This is a genomic window from Streptomyces sp. NPDC094147, assembly GCF_044764265.1.
GTDB lineage: Bacteria > Actinomycetota > Actinomycetes > Streptomycetales > Streptomycetaceae > Streptomyces.
In genome coordinates this window covers 561992-576340 of sequence record NZ_JBIWHT010000001.1, presented here as the reverse complement: position 1 = coordinate 576340, position 14349 = coordinate 561992, and the positions used below count along the sequence as shown (strand labels likewise).

The window sequence follows — 14349 nt, the reverse complement described above, 5'->3', positions numbered from 1 at the left end:
CGTGAAGAGCTACATCGTCGGCGTAGGCATGACCAGGTTCGAGAAGCCGGAGTCCCGGGACTGGCAGTACTGGGACATGGCGAAGGAGGCGGGGAGCGCGGCACTGGCGGACGCGGGGGTCCCGTACGAGGTGGTGGAACAGGTGCCGGTCGGCTACTGCTTCCAGGCCTCGACGGCGGGGCAGCGGGCGGCGTACGAACTGGGGCTGACCGGAGTCCCGGTCTACAACGTCAACAACAACTGCGCGACCGGCGCGAGTGCGTTGATGCTGGCCCGGCAGTTCGTGGCGGGCGGCGTCAGCGACTGCGTGCTCGCGCTGGGCTTCGAGAAGATGAAGCGGGGCGCGCTGGGTGGCGGCTCGGACGGCGCCCGCGGCGCAGCCGCTGATGATTGGGGCGCCACCTCGCCGGTGGCCCGCCACTACGGCGTCATGGCGGCCCGCCACGGCTTCGAGATGTCACCGCCCACCGCGCAGATCTTCGGCAACGCGGCCCGCGAACACATGGAGCGCTACGGGACGACCCCGGCACAGCTCGCCGCGGTCGGCGCCAAGAACCACCGGCACTCGGCGAACAACCCCAACGCCCAGTTCCAGGACACCTATTCGGTCCAGGAGGTGCTCGCCGCGAAGACCATCCACCGCCCGCTGACCAAGCTCCAGTGCTCGCCGACGTCGGACGGCGCGGCGGCGGCCGTGGTCGTCTCGGAGCGGTTCGTGGCCCAACACGGTTTGCGGGACAAGGCAGTTGAGATCGCGGGTCAGGCGATGACGACGGACACGGAGGAGTCGTTCGCCTCGGGGAGCTGCATCGACGCGGTCGGGCAGCCGATGTCGCGGGAGGCGGCGCGGCAGGCCTACGAGCGCTGCGGCCTCGGCATCGAGGACGTCGACGTGATCGAGCTGCACGACTGCTTCTCGGTGAACGAGCTCCTCACGTACGAGGCGTTGGGGATGTGCGGGGCGGGGGAGTCCGGGAAGCTCGTGGAGTCCGGGGCGACGACGTACGGCGGCCGCTGGGTGGTCAATCCCTCCGGCGGGCTGATCTCGAAGGGGCATCCGCTGGGGGCGACGGGGCTCGCGCAGGCGGCGGAGCTGGTGTGGCAGCTGCGCGGCGAGGCGGGGCCGCGCCAGGTCCCCGCCGCGCGCGTCGGCCTCGCGCACAACATCGGTCTCGGCGGCGCGGCGGTGGTGACGGTGCTGCGGCGCGGGTAGCGGAGCCTCCGAGGGTTTCGGGCCTAGGGGGTGTCCGGTGGGTCATGGCCGGGGTCGCGGCGGCTGGCACGGCACCTCGCCGCGTTGCCGAAACGTCCCCATAGCTCCGCTATGAAGCCGCTCCGGCGCCTTGCGATGCACCGCACCAGCCGCCGCGCCCTGTCCGACCCTGACCCACCGGACACCCCCTGGGACCATCGGACCGCCGGGATTGCGGCCAGAAATGGATGCAAGGGCCACCTGCTAGGTGCAACCATTACCCGCATGCCCCAAGCCCCCGCTGACACCCACATATCCGCACCCACCCGAACCTCCCGCACCTGGCCCGTCGTCCTCGCCGCCTGCGCGGGGCAGTTCCTCGTCGTGCTCGACGTGTCCGTCGTCAACGTGGCCCTCCCCTCCATGCGCACCGGCCTCGGCATGAGCGCCGACGGACTGCAGTGGGTCGTCAACGCGTACGCCATCGCCTTCGCAGGGTTCATGCTGCTTGGCGGCCGCGCCGGTGACCTCTACGGACGCAAGCGCATGTTCCTCGTCGGGCTCGGCCTGTTCACCGCGGCCAGCCTCGGCGGCGGCCTCGCCCAGGAGGGCTGGCAGCTGCTCATCGCCCGCGCCGCGCAGGGACTCGGCGCCGCCGTGCTCGCGCCGGCCACCCTCACCATCCTGACCGCCGCCGTCCCCGAGGGCGCCGCCCGCACCCGGGCCATCGGCACCTGGGCGGCGGTCGGCGCGGGCGGCGGCGCGGCGGGCGGACTCGTCGGCGGGCTCCTCACCGACGCGCTGTCGTGGCGCTGGGTGCTGCTCATCAACGTGCCCGTCGGCGCGCTCGTCCTGCTCGGCGCCGCGCTCTGGATCACCGAGTCGCGGGCCGGTGAGCGCCACCGCCTCGACCTGCCCGGCGCCGTCCTCGTCACGGCCGGGCTCGCGACCCTCTCGTACGGCATCGTCCAGACCGAACAGGGCGGCTGGGGCGCGTCCGGGACGCTGGTCCCGCTCGTGGGCGGGCTCGCGCTGCTGCTCGCGTTCCTCGTGGTCGAGTCGCGCACGACGGCGCCGCTCATGCCGCTGCGCCTGTTCCGGCTGCGGGCGGTCTCGGCCGCGAACGCGGTGATGTTCGTGTGCGGCTCGGCGATGTTCTGCACCTGGTTCTTCATGACGCTGTACGCCCAGAACGTGCTCGACTACAGCCCGCTGGGCGCCGGGCTCGCCCTGATCCCCAGCTCGCTCAGCGTCGTCCTCGGCTCGAAGCTGGCGCCGCGCCTCATGCCGAGAACGGGGGCGCGGAACCTGACCGTGCTGGGCATGCTGGTCACCGCGGCGGGGTTCGGCTGGCAGTCCACGATGCGGGCGGACGATCCGTACTGGCTGTCGATCCTGGTGCCCGGTGTCCTGATGATGACCGGCGCGGGCCTCGCCACCACGCCGCTGGCGGCGCTGGCCACGTCCGGGGCCGCGCCGGGCGAGGCGGGTCTTGTGTCGGGCCTGATCAACACGTCCCGGACGATGGGCGGGGCGCTGGGGCTCGCCGTGCTGTCCACGGTGGCGGCGTCCCGGACGGGTTCCGCCGTGACCCCCGAGTCCCTCACGGCGGGCTACGCGCTCGCCTTCCGCGTCGGCGGGTTCGTGCTGCTGGGCAGCGTGGTGCTGGCGCTGCTGTGGCTGCCCAGGGTTTCGGGTGCGTCCAGTCCGAAATCCAGCCCCTCCGGGGTCTGAGGGAGCCCCCGGGTGCCCGCTACAGCCAGCCCTGCTGGCGGGCCGCCCGCACCGCCTCCATGCGGTTGCGGGTGGACGTCTTGCCGATGGCCGACGACAGGTAGTTCCGTACCGTCGACTCCGACAGATGCAGCTTGCCCGCGATGTCGGAGACCGTCGCTCCGTCCACCGAGGCGTTCAGCACGTCGCGTTCGCGGGCGGTCAGGGGGCTGGGGCCCGCGCTGAGGGCGGCGGCCGCGAGGGCCGGGTCGATGACCGTCTCGCCGCGCAGCACCCGGCGGATCGCCTCGGCGAGGTCCTCGACCGGGCCGTCCTTCACGAGGAAGCCCGCCGCGCCGGCCTCCATCGCGCGGCGCAGATAGCCGGGGCGGCCGAACGTGGTGAGGATCAGGACCCGGCAGTCCGGCACCTCCTCGCGGAGGTCGGCGGCCGCGTCCAGACCGCTCCTGCCCGGCAGCTCGATGTCCAGAAGGGCCACATCGGGGCGGGAGTCGAGCGCCGCGGGCACGATCTCGTCGCCCGCCGACACCTGGGCGACCACCTCCATGTCCTCTTCCAGACCGAGCAGCAGGGCGAGCGCACCGCGCATCATGCCCTGGTCCTCGGCGAGGAGAACTCTTACGGATTTGGCCGGCCGGTGGTTCTCGGGCATCTCGTCCACGCGGCAAGGGTATGCGCCGCCCGTCCTCAGCGGTGTTCGGGGGCCGTGGTCAGTTCGGTGTCCAGGGCCGCGTCCTGGGGGTCCACGGGGAGTTCGGCGGTGACCTGAAAGCCGGTGCGGGGGGCGGGGCCCGCGGTGAGGGAGCCGCCCGCCGCGGCGAGGCGTTCGGTGAGGCCCTTGAGGCCCGTGCCGCCGATGCGGGGGGCGGGGGAGGGCGCGGCGGGGGCGCCCTTGCCGTTGTCGGTGATGGTCAGGGTCACGCGTTCCGGCGCGCCGTCGACCACGATGTCGCAGCGGGTCGCCGCGCTGTGGCGTACGACGTTGGTGACGGCCTCGCGGACCACCCAGCCGAGCAGGGCCTCGGCCTGCGCGGGCAGCGGCGGGCCCGACTGGCGTACCACCGGCTCGACTTCGGCGGCGCTCAGCGCCGAGCGGGCCCGGTCGAGTTCGGTGGCGAGGCTGCCCTCGCGGTAGCCGGTGACGGCCTCGCGGATCTCGGTGAGCGCCTGCCGGCCGACCGACTCGATGTCGGCGACCTGGCCGAGCGCCGCGTCCAGGTCGCGCGGGGCGATCCGGCGGGCGGCCTCCGACTTCACCACGATCACGGACAGCGTGTGGCCCAGCAGATCGTGCAGATCGCGGGAGAAGCGCAGGCGCTCCTTCTCGACCGCGGTACGGGCCAGCTCCTGCCGGGTGTCGCGCAGTTCGCGGACCGTCTCGGAGAGGGAGAGCAGCGCCGCGATCACCATGCCGGACATGAACGTCCCGTACGCGATGGTCATGTTGTCCCAGGGGTCGCCGGTCCTGATCCCCGAGATCACCCCCACCGAAGCCGCGAGCGCCAGGATCACGAAGCCGAGCCGCTTGTCCCGCAGCACCGCGCCGCAGGCCAGCGAGAGCAGCGGGAAGAACAGCAGCCAGCTGCCGCCGTAGCCGAGTCCGAGGGCGTAGGTGACGGCGGCCAGCGCGCCGAGCAGGACGAAGGTGGTCCGCCCGTCGCGGCGCTGCTTGTCGAAGGCGCGGAAGACGACCTTCCCGTAAAGGACGGCGAAGGCGACGATTCCGGCGCCGCCCAGCCAGGGGTGCCCCACCTTTCCCTTGGCCACCTCGATGACGGCGCCGGTGCCCATCAGCAGCCACGGCAGGAAGGCGTAGCCGTTGGCGGGCGGGCCGGGGAACTCCTCGGCCTTGAGGCGCTCGCCCCTCGGCGGCAGCTTCGGCAGCAGTGATGGCATCGTGTTCTCCCCGTACTGATGGTCCATGCGCTCGCCCGGCCCCGGTGTCCGTGTGCTCACGCGGTCCGGGCGGACCGACGGCAGGAGACCACGGCGTACGAACCGAAGGCCAGCAGCCAGGCTGCCATCAGCGCGATGGTGGCCGCACCCGGGGCGTGGCCCTGCGAGGTGGCCCGGCCGAGGCCGGCGAAGCGGTGGGTCGGAGTGTACTCGGCGATCGAACGCAGCCAGTTGGGGAAGGCCGTGACCGGGAACCGCAGCCCGCCCGGGATCGCGAGGCCCACGGCCCGCACCGCCCCGTAGGGCTTGACCACCCCGCTGAAGCGGACCGCGGTGGCGCTCTGTGTCGTCGTCTGCGTCATGCCCCGAACGCTACGGAGCGCGGCGGGGGCCGCCCCAGATGCGCTTGTACGGAGCTGGTCAGGACAAATGTCATGGTGCGGGGCGCCCGCGAGCGGATCTGACGTAGCGTCAGGAGCCTTCCCAACTGCCGGGGCGTGCGCTATACCTAGGGGCCATCGGCCTAGAACGCGTTCTAGAACGGGTCCTCGGCCCGGTCCAGTACGGCCTCGGTGCGGCCGACGGTGCGGACGACCGCGCCGAGGTCTTCCCCGTGCCCGCACAACGCTCAAGGAGCAGCATCCACATGCCCATTGATGCCGCGAAGGCGGTCGCCGCCGAGCCCCGGTCCACCGAGATCGCCTGGGACCACAAGGACGTACAGCTCTACCACCTGGGGCTCGGGGCGGGCGCCCCGGCCACCGATCCCGACGAGCTGCGCTACACCCTGGAGTCCCGGCTGCACGTCCTGCCCTCCTTCGCGACCGTCGCGGGCGCCGGGATGGGCGTGGTCGGCGGGCTCTCCGCGCCCGGCATCGACGTGGACCTGGCGGCCGTGCTGCACGGCGGGCAGGCCATCACCCTGCACCGGCCGATCCCCGTACGGGGCAGGGCGACTTCGACCTCCCGCGTCGCCGCCGTCTACGACAAGGGCAAGGCCGCCATCCTGGTCCTGCGCACCGAGGCCGCCGACGCGGACGGGCCGCTGTGGACCAGCGACGCGCAGATCTTCGTGCGCGGCGAGGGCGGTTTCGGCGGGGACCGGGGGCCCTCGGCGCGCGTCGAGCAGCCCGACCGGGCCCCGGACCAGGTGGTGGAGCGGCCCGTCCGCGAGGAACAGGCGCTGCTCTACCGGCTCTCGGGGGACTGGAACCCGCTGCACGCCGACCCCGACTTCGCCAAGCTCGCGGGCTTCGACCGGCCCATCCTGCACGGGCTCTGCACGTACGGGATGACGCTCAAGGCCGTCGTCGACACGCTGCTCGACGGCGATGTGACCCGCGTCCGCTCGTACGCCACCCGCTTCACCGGGGTCGTCTTCCCGGGCGAGACCCTGCGCATCCGGATGTGGTCGGGCCCCGGCCGCGTCCAGGTGTCGGTGACGGCCGTCGAACGGGACGACGCGCCGGTCCTCGCCGACACGATCGTGGCACACAACTGACCTGATTCCCGAGGGACTTGAGGGAGCCGCACCATGCGCGCAGCCGTACTGCACGAGATCGGCCAGGACAAGCTCGATGTGCTCGACGACGTGGAGGCGGTCGGCTTCGGCCCGGGGAAGGTCAAGCTCCGCGTCCGCGCCACCGGGCTCTGCCACTCCGACCTCTCGGCGATGAGCGGCGTGCTTCCGCAGCCCGCGCCGTTCGTCCCCGGCCACGAGGGGGCCGGGGAGGTCATCGACGTGGGCGACGGCGTCACGAGCCTCAAGGCGGGCGACCGGGTCCTGATGTGCTGGCTGCCCGCGTGCGGGGCGTGCCCGTCCTGCAAGCGGGGCCAGACGCAGCTCTGTCTGGCCGGGTTCATGAACGCCGGTACCCCCAACTTCAAGCGGCCCGGCGGCGACGTGTTCGGCTTCGCGGGCACCGGCACCTTCGCCGAGGAGGTCGTCGTCGCGGCCGGCTGCGCGGTGCCGATCCCCGACGACGTGCCGTACGAGATCGCCGCGCTGATCGGCTGCGGGGTGACCACCGGGCTCGGCGCGGCCATCAACACCGCGAAGGTGGAGGCGGGTTCGTCGGTCGCCGTCATCGGCTGCGGCGGGGTCGGCATCTCCACCATCCAGGGCGCCCGGGTGCAGGGCGCGGCCCAGATCGTCGCGGTCGACCCGGTCGCGTCCCGGCGCGAGGCGGCCCTCACGTTCGGTGCGACCGAGGCGGTTTCGCCCGAGGAGTTCGCCGACGCCAAGCAGCGCGTCACCGCGGGCGAGGGCTTCGACTACGTCTTCGAGGTGGTCGGCAGGTCCGCGACCGCCCGCACCGCGTACGAGAACACCCGGCGCGGCGGCACCCTGTGCGTGGTCGGCGCGGGCGCCATGGACGACTTCTTCCAGGTCAACATGTTCGAGCTGTTCTTCGACGAGAAGCGCATCCTGCCTTCCCTGTACGGCGGCGGCGACGTGCTGCGCTCCTACGAGCGGGCCATCGCGCTGTGGCGGGCGGGCCGCATCGACCTGGAGAGCCTGATCACCCACCGGGTGCAGCTCGCCGGGATCAACGACGCCCTCGACCAGATGCGTACCGGAGAAGCGCTCCGCACCTGCATCGAGATCTGAACCCGCACCGAGATCTGGTCCATCCGACTGCGAGAGGATCCAACCGGCATGGCAGCACTGCCACTTGAAGGCCTGTCCGCGATCGTCACCGGGGCCGGGCGCGGGCTCGGCCGGGCCGAGGCGCTGGAACTCGCCCGGCTCGGCGCGGCCGTCGTCGTCAACGACTTCGGGCAGCCGGGGCGCGACGGCTCGGGCCAGGCGTCGAAGGGCCCCGCCGAGGAGGTCGCCGCCGAGATCCGGGCCGCGGGCGGGCGGGCCGTCGCCCACACCGGGGACGTGGCCGACCACCAACAGGCCCGCGAACTCGTCCAGTTGGCGATCGACACGTACGGCAAGCTCGACATCCTGGTCAACAACGCGGGCATCCTGCGGGACCGGATGATCTTCTCGATGAGCGAGGCCGAGTGGGACTCGGTGATCCACGTGCACCTCAAGGGGCACTTCAACACCACCCACTTCGCCGCCGCGCACTGGCGCGAGCGCTCCAAGGCGGCGGGCGGCCCGGTCTACGGCCGCATCGTCAACACCTCGTCGGAGGCCTTCCTCGCCGGTTCTGCGGGCCAGCCCAACTACGCGGCGGCCAAGGGCGGCATCGTCGGCCTCACCACCTCGACCGCCCTCGCGCTCGGCAAGTACGGGGTCACGGCCAACGCCATCTGCCCGCGCGCCCGCACCCGCATGACCGAGGACGTGTTCGCTGCCATTCCAGCAAATTCAGGCAGCCAGGAGCCGGGGGAGGGGCAGCTCGATCCGCTGGCACCCGAGCACGTCTCGCCGCTCGTCGGCTATCTGGCGTCCCCCGCGGCCGCCGGGGTCAACGGGCAGCTGCTCGTGGTGCACGGCGCAATGGTCGCGATCGTCGAACGGCCCAGGGTGGCCGCCAAGTTCGACTCGGCGAAGGAGGCCTTCTCGTACCAGGAGCTGGACGAGCTGCTCTCCCCGTACTACGCGGACAGGCCCGCGAACGAGACCTTCGCGGCGGCCGAGGTGCTCGGGCTCAAGCGGGGCTGAGCGGACGTACGGCAAAGGCGAGGCCCCCGGGGTGGTGCACCCCGGGGGCCTCGGCCGTATGGCAGGTCAGGCGTTGCTGCCCGCGTTCTCCTCGCGGCGGTGGCGTCCGTGGGCCGGCGTCGCCGAGTCCTCGGTCGACGCGGCCCCGCCCCGGTGCTTGCCTGCGCTGTCGTTCCCCGTCTCCAGCGGACGGGTGTCGGTCTGGTTGGACATGAGCTGTGGTCACCCCGTTGTTGTGTTCATGTATCCCTCGTACAGCGCGCCGATTCTAACGATCTCCTGACGGCTGCCGACGGCCGGTCAGGGGTGCCTGCGCCAGGGGTACGGGCTTGGGGGCGGCGGGCCTGACGGGGGGCGGTGCGGGGGCGGGCGCGGGGTCCGGCGGCGCGGGCACGCCGAGCACCGCGCAGGGGTTCGCGTCCGTGCTGCACGGGAGCCTCAGCACCCCCTCCCGCGTCCACAGCCCGTAGCCCGCCAACCACCCTTGCGGCGCGGCGAGTTGGTGCAGATGACGGCCCGCCGGGCGCCAGATGCCGAGCCAGCTGCCGCTCGCCGCGTCGATGCGCAGGGCCACCTGGCACGATTCCGGCATCAGGACCTGGCCCGGCTGAATGGCGAACGGGGTGACGGCCGCGTCCGCGAGGCGCAGGCATTCGGGGAAGCGGACCGGGAGGGCGGAGCCGAGCACGCCCCAGCCGAGCCGGTCGTGGCCCGGGGCGTTGGAGCGGATCAGGATCAGCCCGCTGTCGGCGTCCGCGAGCAGCAGCCGGTCGTCGCTGTCCTCGGTGATCTCCAGCAGTTCGGTGACCTCGCCGCCCCGCTCCAGGTCGACGGCCACCGTTTTGGTGCGGCCGTCCAGGTCCCGGTCCAGGGCGAGCACCCGGCCGGTCCGGTCCAGCCACACCCCGCCCGAGCAGCGCCCCTTGACGCGGGCCACCGGCTCGGGCCCGAACGCGCCGCCCGCCACCAGCCACAGCGCGGTGTCGTCCGGGCCGGCCGCCAGGGCGTAGGCGCAGCTGCCGTCCGGGGAGGGCGGGAGCAGGGTGAGCGCGCCCGCCGCCGCGTCGACCGCGCCCAGCGGCAGTTCGCCGGTGCCGGGGCCGGTCGGGTAGAGCAGCGCGAAGGAGTGCCGGTCGGCGACCCGGCGGTGGATGAGCACCCTGCCGTCCGCCATGGGCAGCACCCCCGTGTCCGGCTCCTCCGGCTGGTTGCCGGGGAGCGGCACCGCGTACGGCTCGGGGCCGTCGAGCGTCCAGCGCTCCGGGAACCAGGCGTCCCCCTCGCCGCCCTTCCGTACCAGCCTCGCGGCGTACGCGCCGTTCGCGGTGATCGCGAATCCCGTACTCCCGACCGTGCCGCCCCCGGCGGCGGTCTCGATGGCCAAAGCCGTCATCAGATGGCTCACCTCCGGCCCACGAAGCTAGTTTTCGCACTTCCTGACGAACAACACGAGACCACTCGCTTCACACCAAAGGGTGGCTGTCGGGCGATTTTGCTGTGCGGGGGGAGGCGTCTGTGCAGGAACGTTTTATGTAAGGTAAGGCGTACCTAACTCGCACTGGGCCGCTGGTGCGGCACGGCGTACCCCGCTCGATTCCCGCTGTACAGGAGCCTGTGATGTCCCCAAGCCGCCGCGGCACCGCCGCCGTCGCCCTCGCCGTGGCCGCCGGGCTCTCCCTCGCGGCCTGCGGAAGCAGTGACGGCGGGGACAAGGCCTCGGCGTCGGCCTCGGCCACGGCGGACGCGGGCGGCAAGAAGTCCGTCGCACAGGGCGGCAAGGACTTCGCCGCGGCCGCCGAGAAGACCGCGAAGATGGGCACCGACGCCAAGCCCGGCCAGTTCCCGCGCACCGTCGAGCACGCGATGGGCGCCACCGAGATCAAGGCGCAGCCCAAGCGGGTCGTCGTCCTCGACGTCGGCGAGTTCGACAACGTCGTCTCGCTCGGCGTCCAGCCGGTCGGCTACGCGCCCACCGAGGGCGACGACGGCATCCCCAGCTATCTGAAGAAGGGCGCGGGCGCCCCGAAGAACGTCGGCACCATCAACAGCCTCAACCTGGAGGCGATCGCCGCACTGAAGCCGGACCTCATCCTCGGCAGCCAGCTGCGCGCCGCCGACAAGTACAAGGAACTCGCCAAGATCGCCCCCACGGTCTTCTCGATCCGCCCCGGCTTCCCCTGGAAGCAGAACTTTCTGCTCAACGCCGCCGCTCTGGACAGAACCGCCGAGGCGAAGGCCGAGCTCGCCGCGTACGAGACCAAGGCGAAGCGGCTCGGCACGGACCTCGGCGCGAACAAGCCCACCGTGACGATGCTCCGCTACCTGCCGGGCAAGGTCCGCCTCTACGCCAAGGCCTCCTTCATCGGCACCATCCTGGACGACGCCGGCATCCCGCGCCCCGAGAACCAGCAGGCCGTCGACCTCGCCACCGAGGTCAGCCCGGAGACCATTGACCAGGCCGACGCCGACTGGATCTTCACCGGCGTCTACGGCGACCCGAAGAAGTCCAAGCGGGAGAGCGCCGAGTCCAACCCGCTGTGGAAGAACCTGAAGGCCGTCAAGGCCGGGCGGGCCAAGGACGTCAAGGACGAGACCTGGTACCTCGGCCTCGGCGTCACCGCCGCCGACTCGGTCCTGGACGACCTGCGCGGCTTCCTCGTCCGGAAGTAGCTCCCGGCGGCCGACCGGCGGGGCGCGGAGCGCAGGTAACCTGTGTCCGTGCCCCGTCTGTCTGAAGTCATCGCCGCGCTCGACGCCCTCTGGCCGCCCGAGCGGGCCGAGGGATGGGATGCCGTCGGCACCGTCTGCGGCGACCCCGACGCCGAAGTGCGCCGGGTCCTATTCGCCGTCGACCCGGTTCAGGAGATCGTCGACGAAGCGCTGAAGCTGGGCGCCGACCTGATCGTCGCCCACCACCCGCTCTATCTGCGCGGCACCACCACGGTCGCCGCCGGCCACTTCAAGGGCCGCGTCGTGCACACCCTGATCAAGCACGACATCGCGCTGCACGTCGCGCACACCAACGCCGACAGCGCCGACCCGGGCGTGAGCGACGCGCTGGCGGGCGCCCTGGACGTACGCGTCGTACGCCCCCTCGTGCCCGACCCCACCGACCCCGCCGGACGGCGCGGGCTCGGCCGCGTCTGCGAGCTGGACCATCCCATGACGCTCGGCGAGTTCGCCGCGCGGGCCGCCGCCGCCCTGCCCGCCACCGCGCAGGGCATCCGCGTCGCGGGCGACCCCGGGGTGACCGTCCGCACGGTCGCGGTCAGCGGCGGCTCCGGCGACAGCCTCTTCGACGCCGTACGGGCCTCGGGAGCCGACGCCTTCCTCACCGCCGACCTGCGTCACCACCCGGTGTCGGAGGCCGTGCGGCACTCACCGCTGGGACTGATCGACGCCGCGCACTGGGCCACCGAATGGCCCTGGTGCGAGCAGGCCGCCGCTCAGCTCGACGAGATTTCCGACCGCCACGGCTGGGACCTCAGGGTCCACGTCTCGAAGACGGTCACCGACCCGTGGTCCGCCCACCACACCTCCCCTTCTATTGATGGAGCCCCCAACTGAACGCCGCGCCCGCCGACCAGATCCGCCTCCTCGACGTACAGGCGCTGGACGTACGCCTGTCGCAGCTCGCCCACAAGCGGACTTCGCTGCCCGAGCACGCCGAGATCGAATCGCTGACCAAGGACCTCACGCAGCTGCGCGACCTGCTCGTCGCCGCGCAGACCGAGGAGAGCGACACCGCCCGCGAGCAGACCAAGGCCGAGCAGGACGTGGACCAGGTGCGCCAGCGCGCCGTCCGCGACCAGCAGCGCCTCGACTCGGGCGCCGTCTCCTCGCCGAAGGACCTGGAGAGCCTCCAGCGCGAACTCACCTCGCTCGCCAAGCGCCAGGGCGACCTGGAGGACGTCGTCCTTGAGGTCATGGAGCGCCGCGAGTCCGCGCAGGAGCGGGCCGCCGAGCTGACCGAGCGCGTCTCCTCCGTGCAGTCCAAGACCGACGACGCCACCCAGCGCCGCGACGCCGCGCTGGGCGAGCTCGACGCCGAGGCCGCCTCGGTGACCAAGGAGCGCGAGATCGTCGCCGGTTCCGTACCGGCCGACCTCCTCAAGCTCTACGACAAGCTGCGCGCGCAGCAGGGCGGCGTCGGTGCGGCCCGCCTCTACCAGCGCCGCTGCGAGGGCTGCCGCCTGGAGCTCAACATCACCGAGGTGAACGAGGTCAAGGCGGCCGCCCCGGACGCCGTGCTGCGCTGCGAGAACTGCCGCCGCATTCTGGTGCGTACGTCGGAATCGGGTCTGTAAGTGCCTTCCGCGGTACGGCAGTTCGTCATCGAGGCCGACGGCGGCTCCCGGGGCAACCCGGGTCCCGCCGGGTACGGCGCGGTCGTCCTCGACCCGGCGACCGGCGAGACGCTCGCCGAGGCGGCCGAGTACATCGGCGTCGCGACGAACAACGTCGCCGAGTACAAGGGGCTGATCGCCGGTCTGCGGGCCGCCAAGGAGCTCGACCCGGCGGCGGTCGTGCGGGTCCGCATGGACTCCAAGCTGGTCGTGGAGCAGATGTCGGGGCGCTGGAAGATCAAGCACCCGGACATGAAGCCGCTCGCGGCGGAGGCGGCGCGGATCCTGCCCGCCTCGCAGGTGTCGTACGAGTGGATCCCGCGCGAGCGGAACAAGCACGCGGACCGGCTGGCCAACGAGGCGATGGACGCGGGCAAGCGCGGGAAGCGGTGGGAGCCGTCGGCTTCGATGGCCGAGCTGTCGAGGTCCGGCCCGTCCGGCGACGCGGGTGCGGCGCGGGTGGTCGGGGACGCGGCGGCGGGTGCGGCCAGGGCGCGGGCGGCGCTGGCGGGTGCCGCGGCCGTGTCCTCTGCTTCTGCCTCGACCGTCGCCTCAACTGCCGTACGGGACAAGGCGGTTGCGGCCGCCACGCCGAGCGTCGGCTGGGGGGCGGCCCCGGATCTGGGCGCACCCGCCACGTTCCTGCTGCTGCGGCACGGTGAGACGGCGCTCACGCCCGAGAAGCGGTTCTCCGGCAGCGGCGGATCCGACCCCGAGCTGTCGGCCGTCGGACGCGGCCAGGCCGAACGGGCCGCGGCGGCGCTGGCCGCCCGGGGCACCGTCCAGGCGATCGTCTCGTCCCCGCTGCGGCGGTGCCGCGAGACGGCGGCGGCGGTGGCGGCCCGCCTCGGGCTCGACGTCCGCATCGAAGAGGGCCTGCGCGAAACGGACTTCGGGGCGTGGGAGGGGCTGACCTTCGCCGAGGTGCGCGAGCGGTACGCGGACGACCTCGACGCGTGGCTGGCCTCGGCGAAGGCGGCCCCGACGGGGGGCGGCGAGAGCTTCGCGACGGTGGCGCGGCGGGTCTCGGCGACCCGGGACCGGCTGATCGCCGCGTACCCCGGGCGCACGGTGCTCGCGGTCACCCACGTCACCCCGATCAAAACCCTGGTGAGACTGGCCCTGGGGGCGCCCCCGGAGTCCCTGTTCCGGATGGAACTGTCGGCGGCGTCGCTGTCGGCGGTGGCGTATTACGGGGACGGGAATGCGTCTGTGCGGTTGCTGAACGATACGGGGTATTTGGGCTGAGGGGGGGGCGTTAGCCCACCCGCCCGCCCGTCACCCGGGGTCGGAGGGCTCGGCCATCCCGTGGCGGGTTGCACGCCGCCGGCGTCTGCGGACCGGTGGTGTCCGACGTCTCCCACCCGCCCGCCCGTTCTGCCAGGTGGTGAAGGCTGAGCCTCTGGTGGGGTGTCCTTGCCGTGGGCGGCTGCGGGTTGGTGGTCGGAAGGTCGTTCGCCTGTGGTGTCTGGCGGCCTTCTTCCCGCGTGCCCGTTCTGCCGGGTAGTGAAGGCTGAGCTTCCGGTGGGGTGTCTTTGCCGTGGGCGGCTGCGGGTTGG

Annotated in this window: 14 protein-coding genes; 9 read left to right on the top strand and 5 right to left on the bottom strand. The window is 72.6% G+C overall.

The genetic code is table 11. The features are described from left to right. Position 1 precedes the first annotated feature (1 nt). Together ACIQ8J_RS02660 and ACIQ8J_RS02655 are read left to right on the top strand one after the other, a co-directional pair. Positions 2-1213, top strand: coding sequence for a lipid-transfer protein (locus tag ACIQ8J_RS02660; protein WP_403264054.1), 1212 nt, complete (start codon positions 2-4; stop codon positions 1211-1213). Positions 1214-1477: 264 nt separating this feature from the next. Continuing rightward, entirely contained in the window at positions 1478-2926 is a 1449-nt protein-coding gene (locus ACIQ8J_RS02655) for an MFS transporter (protein WP_403264052.1), read from the top strand. Positions 2927-2945: 19 nt separating this feature from the next. On the opposite strand, the gene ACIQ8J_RS02650 is transcribed toward ACIQ8J_RS02655, so the two are convergent. Genes ACIQ8J_RS02650 through ACIQ8J_RS02640 form a run of 3 tightly spaced genes read right to left on the bottom strand, consistent with a single transcriptional unit; the run spans position 2946 to position 5184 of the window. After that, positions 2946-3578 (bottom strand): response regulator, encoded by a 633-nt coding sequence (locus ACIQ8J_RS02650; RefSeq protein ID WP_403265183.1) that lies wholly within the window; start codon positions 3576-3578, stop codon positions 2946-2948. A gap of 35 nt (positions 3579-3613) precedes the next feature. After that, positions 3614-4822 (bottom strand): sensor histidine kinase, encoded by a 1209-nt coding sequence (locus ACIQ8J_RS02645; protein WP_403264051.1) that lies wholly within the window; start codon positions 4820-4822, stop codon positions 3614-3616. Positions 4823-4878: 56 nt separating this feature from the next. Continuing rightward, a complete protein-coding gene (locus ACIQ8J_RS02640) occupies positions 4879-5184 on the bottom strand; it encodes a hypothetical protein (protein WP_403264050.1) in 306 nt (101 codons plus the stop codon). Positions 5185-5468: 284 nt separating this feature from the next. Between ACIQ8J_RS02640 and ACIQ8J_RS02635 the strand changes: the two genes are divergently transcribed. The 3 genes from ACIQ8J_RS02635 to ACIQ8J_RS02625 are packed head-to-tail and all read left to right on the top strand — an operon-like array spanning position 5469 to position 8444. Then, entirely contained in the window at positions 5469-6323 is an 855-nt protein-coding gene (locus ACIQ8J_RS02635; RefSeq protein WP_403264048.1) for a MaoC/PaaZ C-terminal domain-containing protein, read from the top strand. A 33-nt stretch (positions 6324-6356) separates the two neighbouring features. Continuing rightward, the gene (locus tag ACIQ8J_RS02630; RefSeq protein WP_403264047.1) at positions 6357-7433 is read left to right on the top strand and encodes a Zn-dependent alcohol dehydrogenase; all 1077 of its coding nucleotides are present in this window, start codon (positions 6357-6359) and stop codon (positions 7431-7433) included. A 48-nt stretch (positions 7434-7481) separates the two neighbouring features. Continuing rightward, positions 7482-8444: a 3-oxoacyl-ACP reductase gene (locus ACIQ8J_RS02625; protein ID WP_403264045.1), complete on the top strand. Its 963-nt coding sequence runs from the start codon at positions 7482-7484 to the stop codon at positions 8442-8444. A 66-nt stretch (positions 8445-8510) separates the two neighbouring features. Here ACIQ8J_RS02625 and ACIQ8J_RS02620 read toward each other — a convergent pair whose 3' ends face one another. Beyond that, on the bottom strand, positions 8511-8657 hold the full coding sequence (locus ACIQ8J_RS02620; protein WP_403264043.1) for a hypothetical protein: 147 nt from the start codon (positions 8655-8657) through the stop codon (positions 8511-8513). 55 nt (positions 8658-8712) lie between these two features. After that, a complete protein-coding gene (locus tag ACIQ8J_RS02615) occupies positions 8713-9837 on the bottom strand; it encodes a hypothetical protein (protein ID WP_403264041.1) in 1125 nt (374 codons plus the stop codon). Positions 9838-10061: 224 nt separating this feature from the next. Here ACIQ8J_RS02615 and ACIQ8J_RS02610 point away from each other — a divergent pair, with 224 nt between their 5' ends. The 4 genes from ACIQ8J_RS02610 to ACIQ8J_RS02595 are packed head-to-tail and all read left to right on the top strand — an operon-like array spanning position 10062 to position 14038. Then, positions 10062-11114 (top strand): ABC transporter substrate-binding protein, encoded by a 1053-nt coding sequence (locus ACIQ8J_RS02610; protein WP_403264040.1) that lies wholly within the window; start codon positions 10062-10064, stop codon positions 11112-11114. A 48-nt stretch (positions 11115-11162) separates the two neighbouring features. After that, a complete protein-coding gene (locus tag ACIQ8J_RS02605) occupies positions 11163-12011 on the top strand; it encodes a Nif3-like dinuclear metal center hexameric protein (protein ID WP_403264038.1) in 849 nt (282 codons plus the stop codon). Further along, complete coding sequence (locus ACIQ8J_RS02600) at positions 12008-12751, top strand: zinc ribbon domain-containing protein (protein WP_403265180.1); 744 nt, start codon at positions 12008-12010, stop codon at positions 12749-12751. The genes ACIQ8J_RS02605 and ACIQ8J_RS02600 overlap by 4 nt, the downstream gene beginning before the upstream one ends. Next, positions 12752-14038 carry a bifunctional RNase H/acid phosphatase gene (locus ACIQ8J_RS02595; RefSeq protein ID WP_403264036.1) on the top strand — a complete coding sequence of 429 codons (1287 nt, stop codon included), beginning with the start codon at positions 12752-12754 and terminating at the stop codon, positions 14036-14038. It abuts the gene before it with no gap. The last annotated feature ends 311 nt before the right edge of the window (positions 14039-14349 follow it).

Excerpts from the sequence above, each read along its gene's own strand:
- ACIQ8J_RS02655 (WP_403264052.1), top strand. The coding sequence starts at position 1,478 with ATGCCCCAAGCCCCCGCTGACACCCACATATCCGCACCCACCCGAACC.
- ACIQ8J_RS02650 (WP_403265183.1), bottom strand. The coding sequence starts at position 3,578 with ATGCCCGAGAACCACCGGCCGGCCAAATCCGTAAGAGTTCTCCTCGCC.
- ACIQ8J_RS02645 (WP_403264051.1), bottom strand. The coding sequence starts at position 4,822 with ATGCCATCACTGCTGCCGAAGCTGCCGCCGAGGGGCGAGCGCCTCAAG.
- ACIQ8J_RS02640 (WP_403264050.1), bottom strand. The coding sequence starts at position 5,184 with ATGACGCAGACGACGACACAGAGCGCCACCGCGGTCCGCTTCAGCGGG.
- ACIQ8J_RS02635 (WP_403264048.1), top strand. The coding sequence starts at position 5,469 with ATGCCCATTGATGCCGCGAAGGCGGTCGCCGCCGAGCCCCGGTCCACC.
- ACIQ8J_RS02630 (WP_403264047.1), top strand. The coding sequence starts at position 6,357 with ATGCGCGCAGCCGTACTGCACGAGATCGGCCAGGACAAGCTCGATGTG.
- ACIQ8J_RS02625 (WP_403264045.1), top strand. The coding sequence starts at position 7,482 with ATGGCAGCACTGCCACTTGAAGGCCTGTCCGCGATCGTCACCGGGGCC.
- ACIQ8J_RS02620 (WP_403264043.1), bottom strand. The coding sequence starts at position 8,657 with ATGTCCAACCAGACCGACACCCGTCCGCTGGAGACGGGGAACGACAGC.
- ACIQ8J_RS02615 (WP_403264041.1), bottom strand. The coding sequence starts at position 9,837 with ATGACGGCTTTGGCCATCGAGACCGCCGCCGGGGGCGGCACGGTCGGG.
- ACIQ8J_RS02610 (WP_403264040.1), top strand. The coding sequence starts at position 10,062 with ATGTCCCCAAGCCGCCGCGGCACCGCCGCCGTCGCCCTCGCCGTGGCC.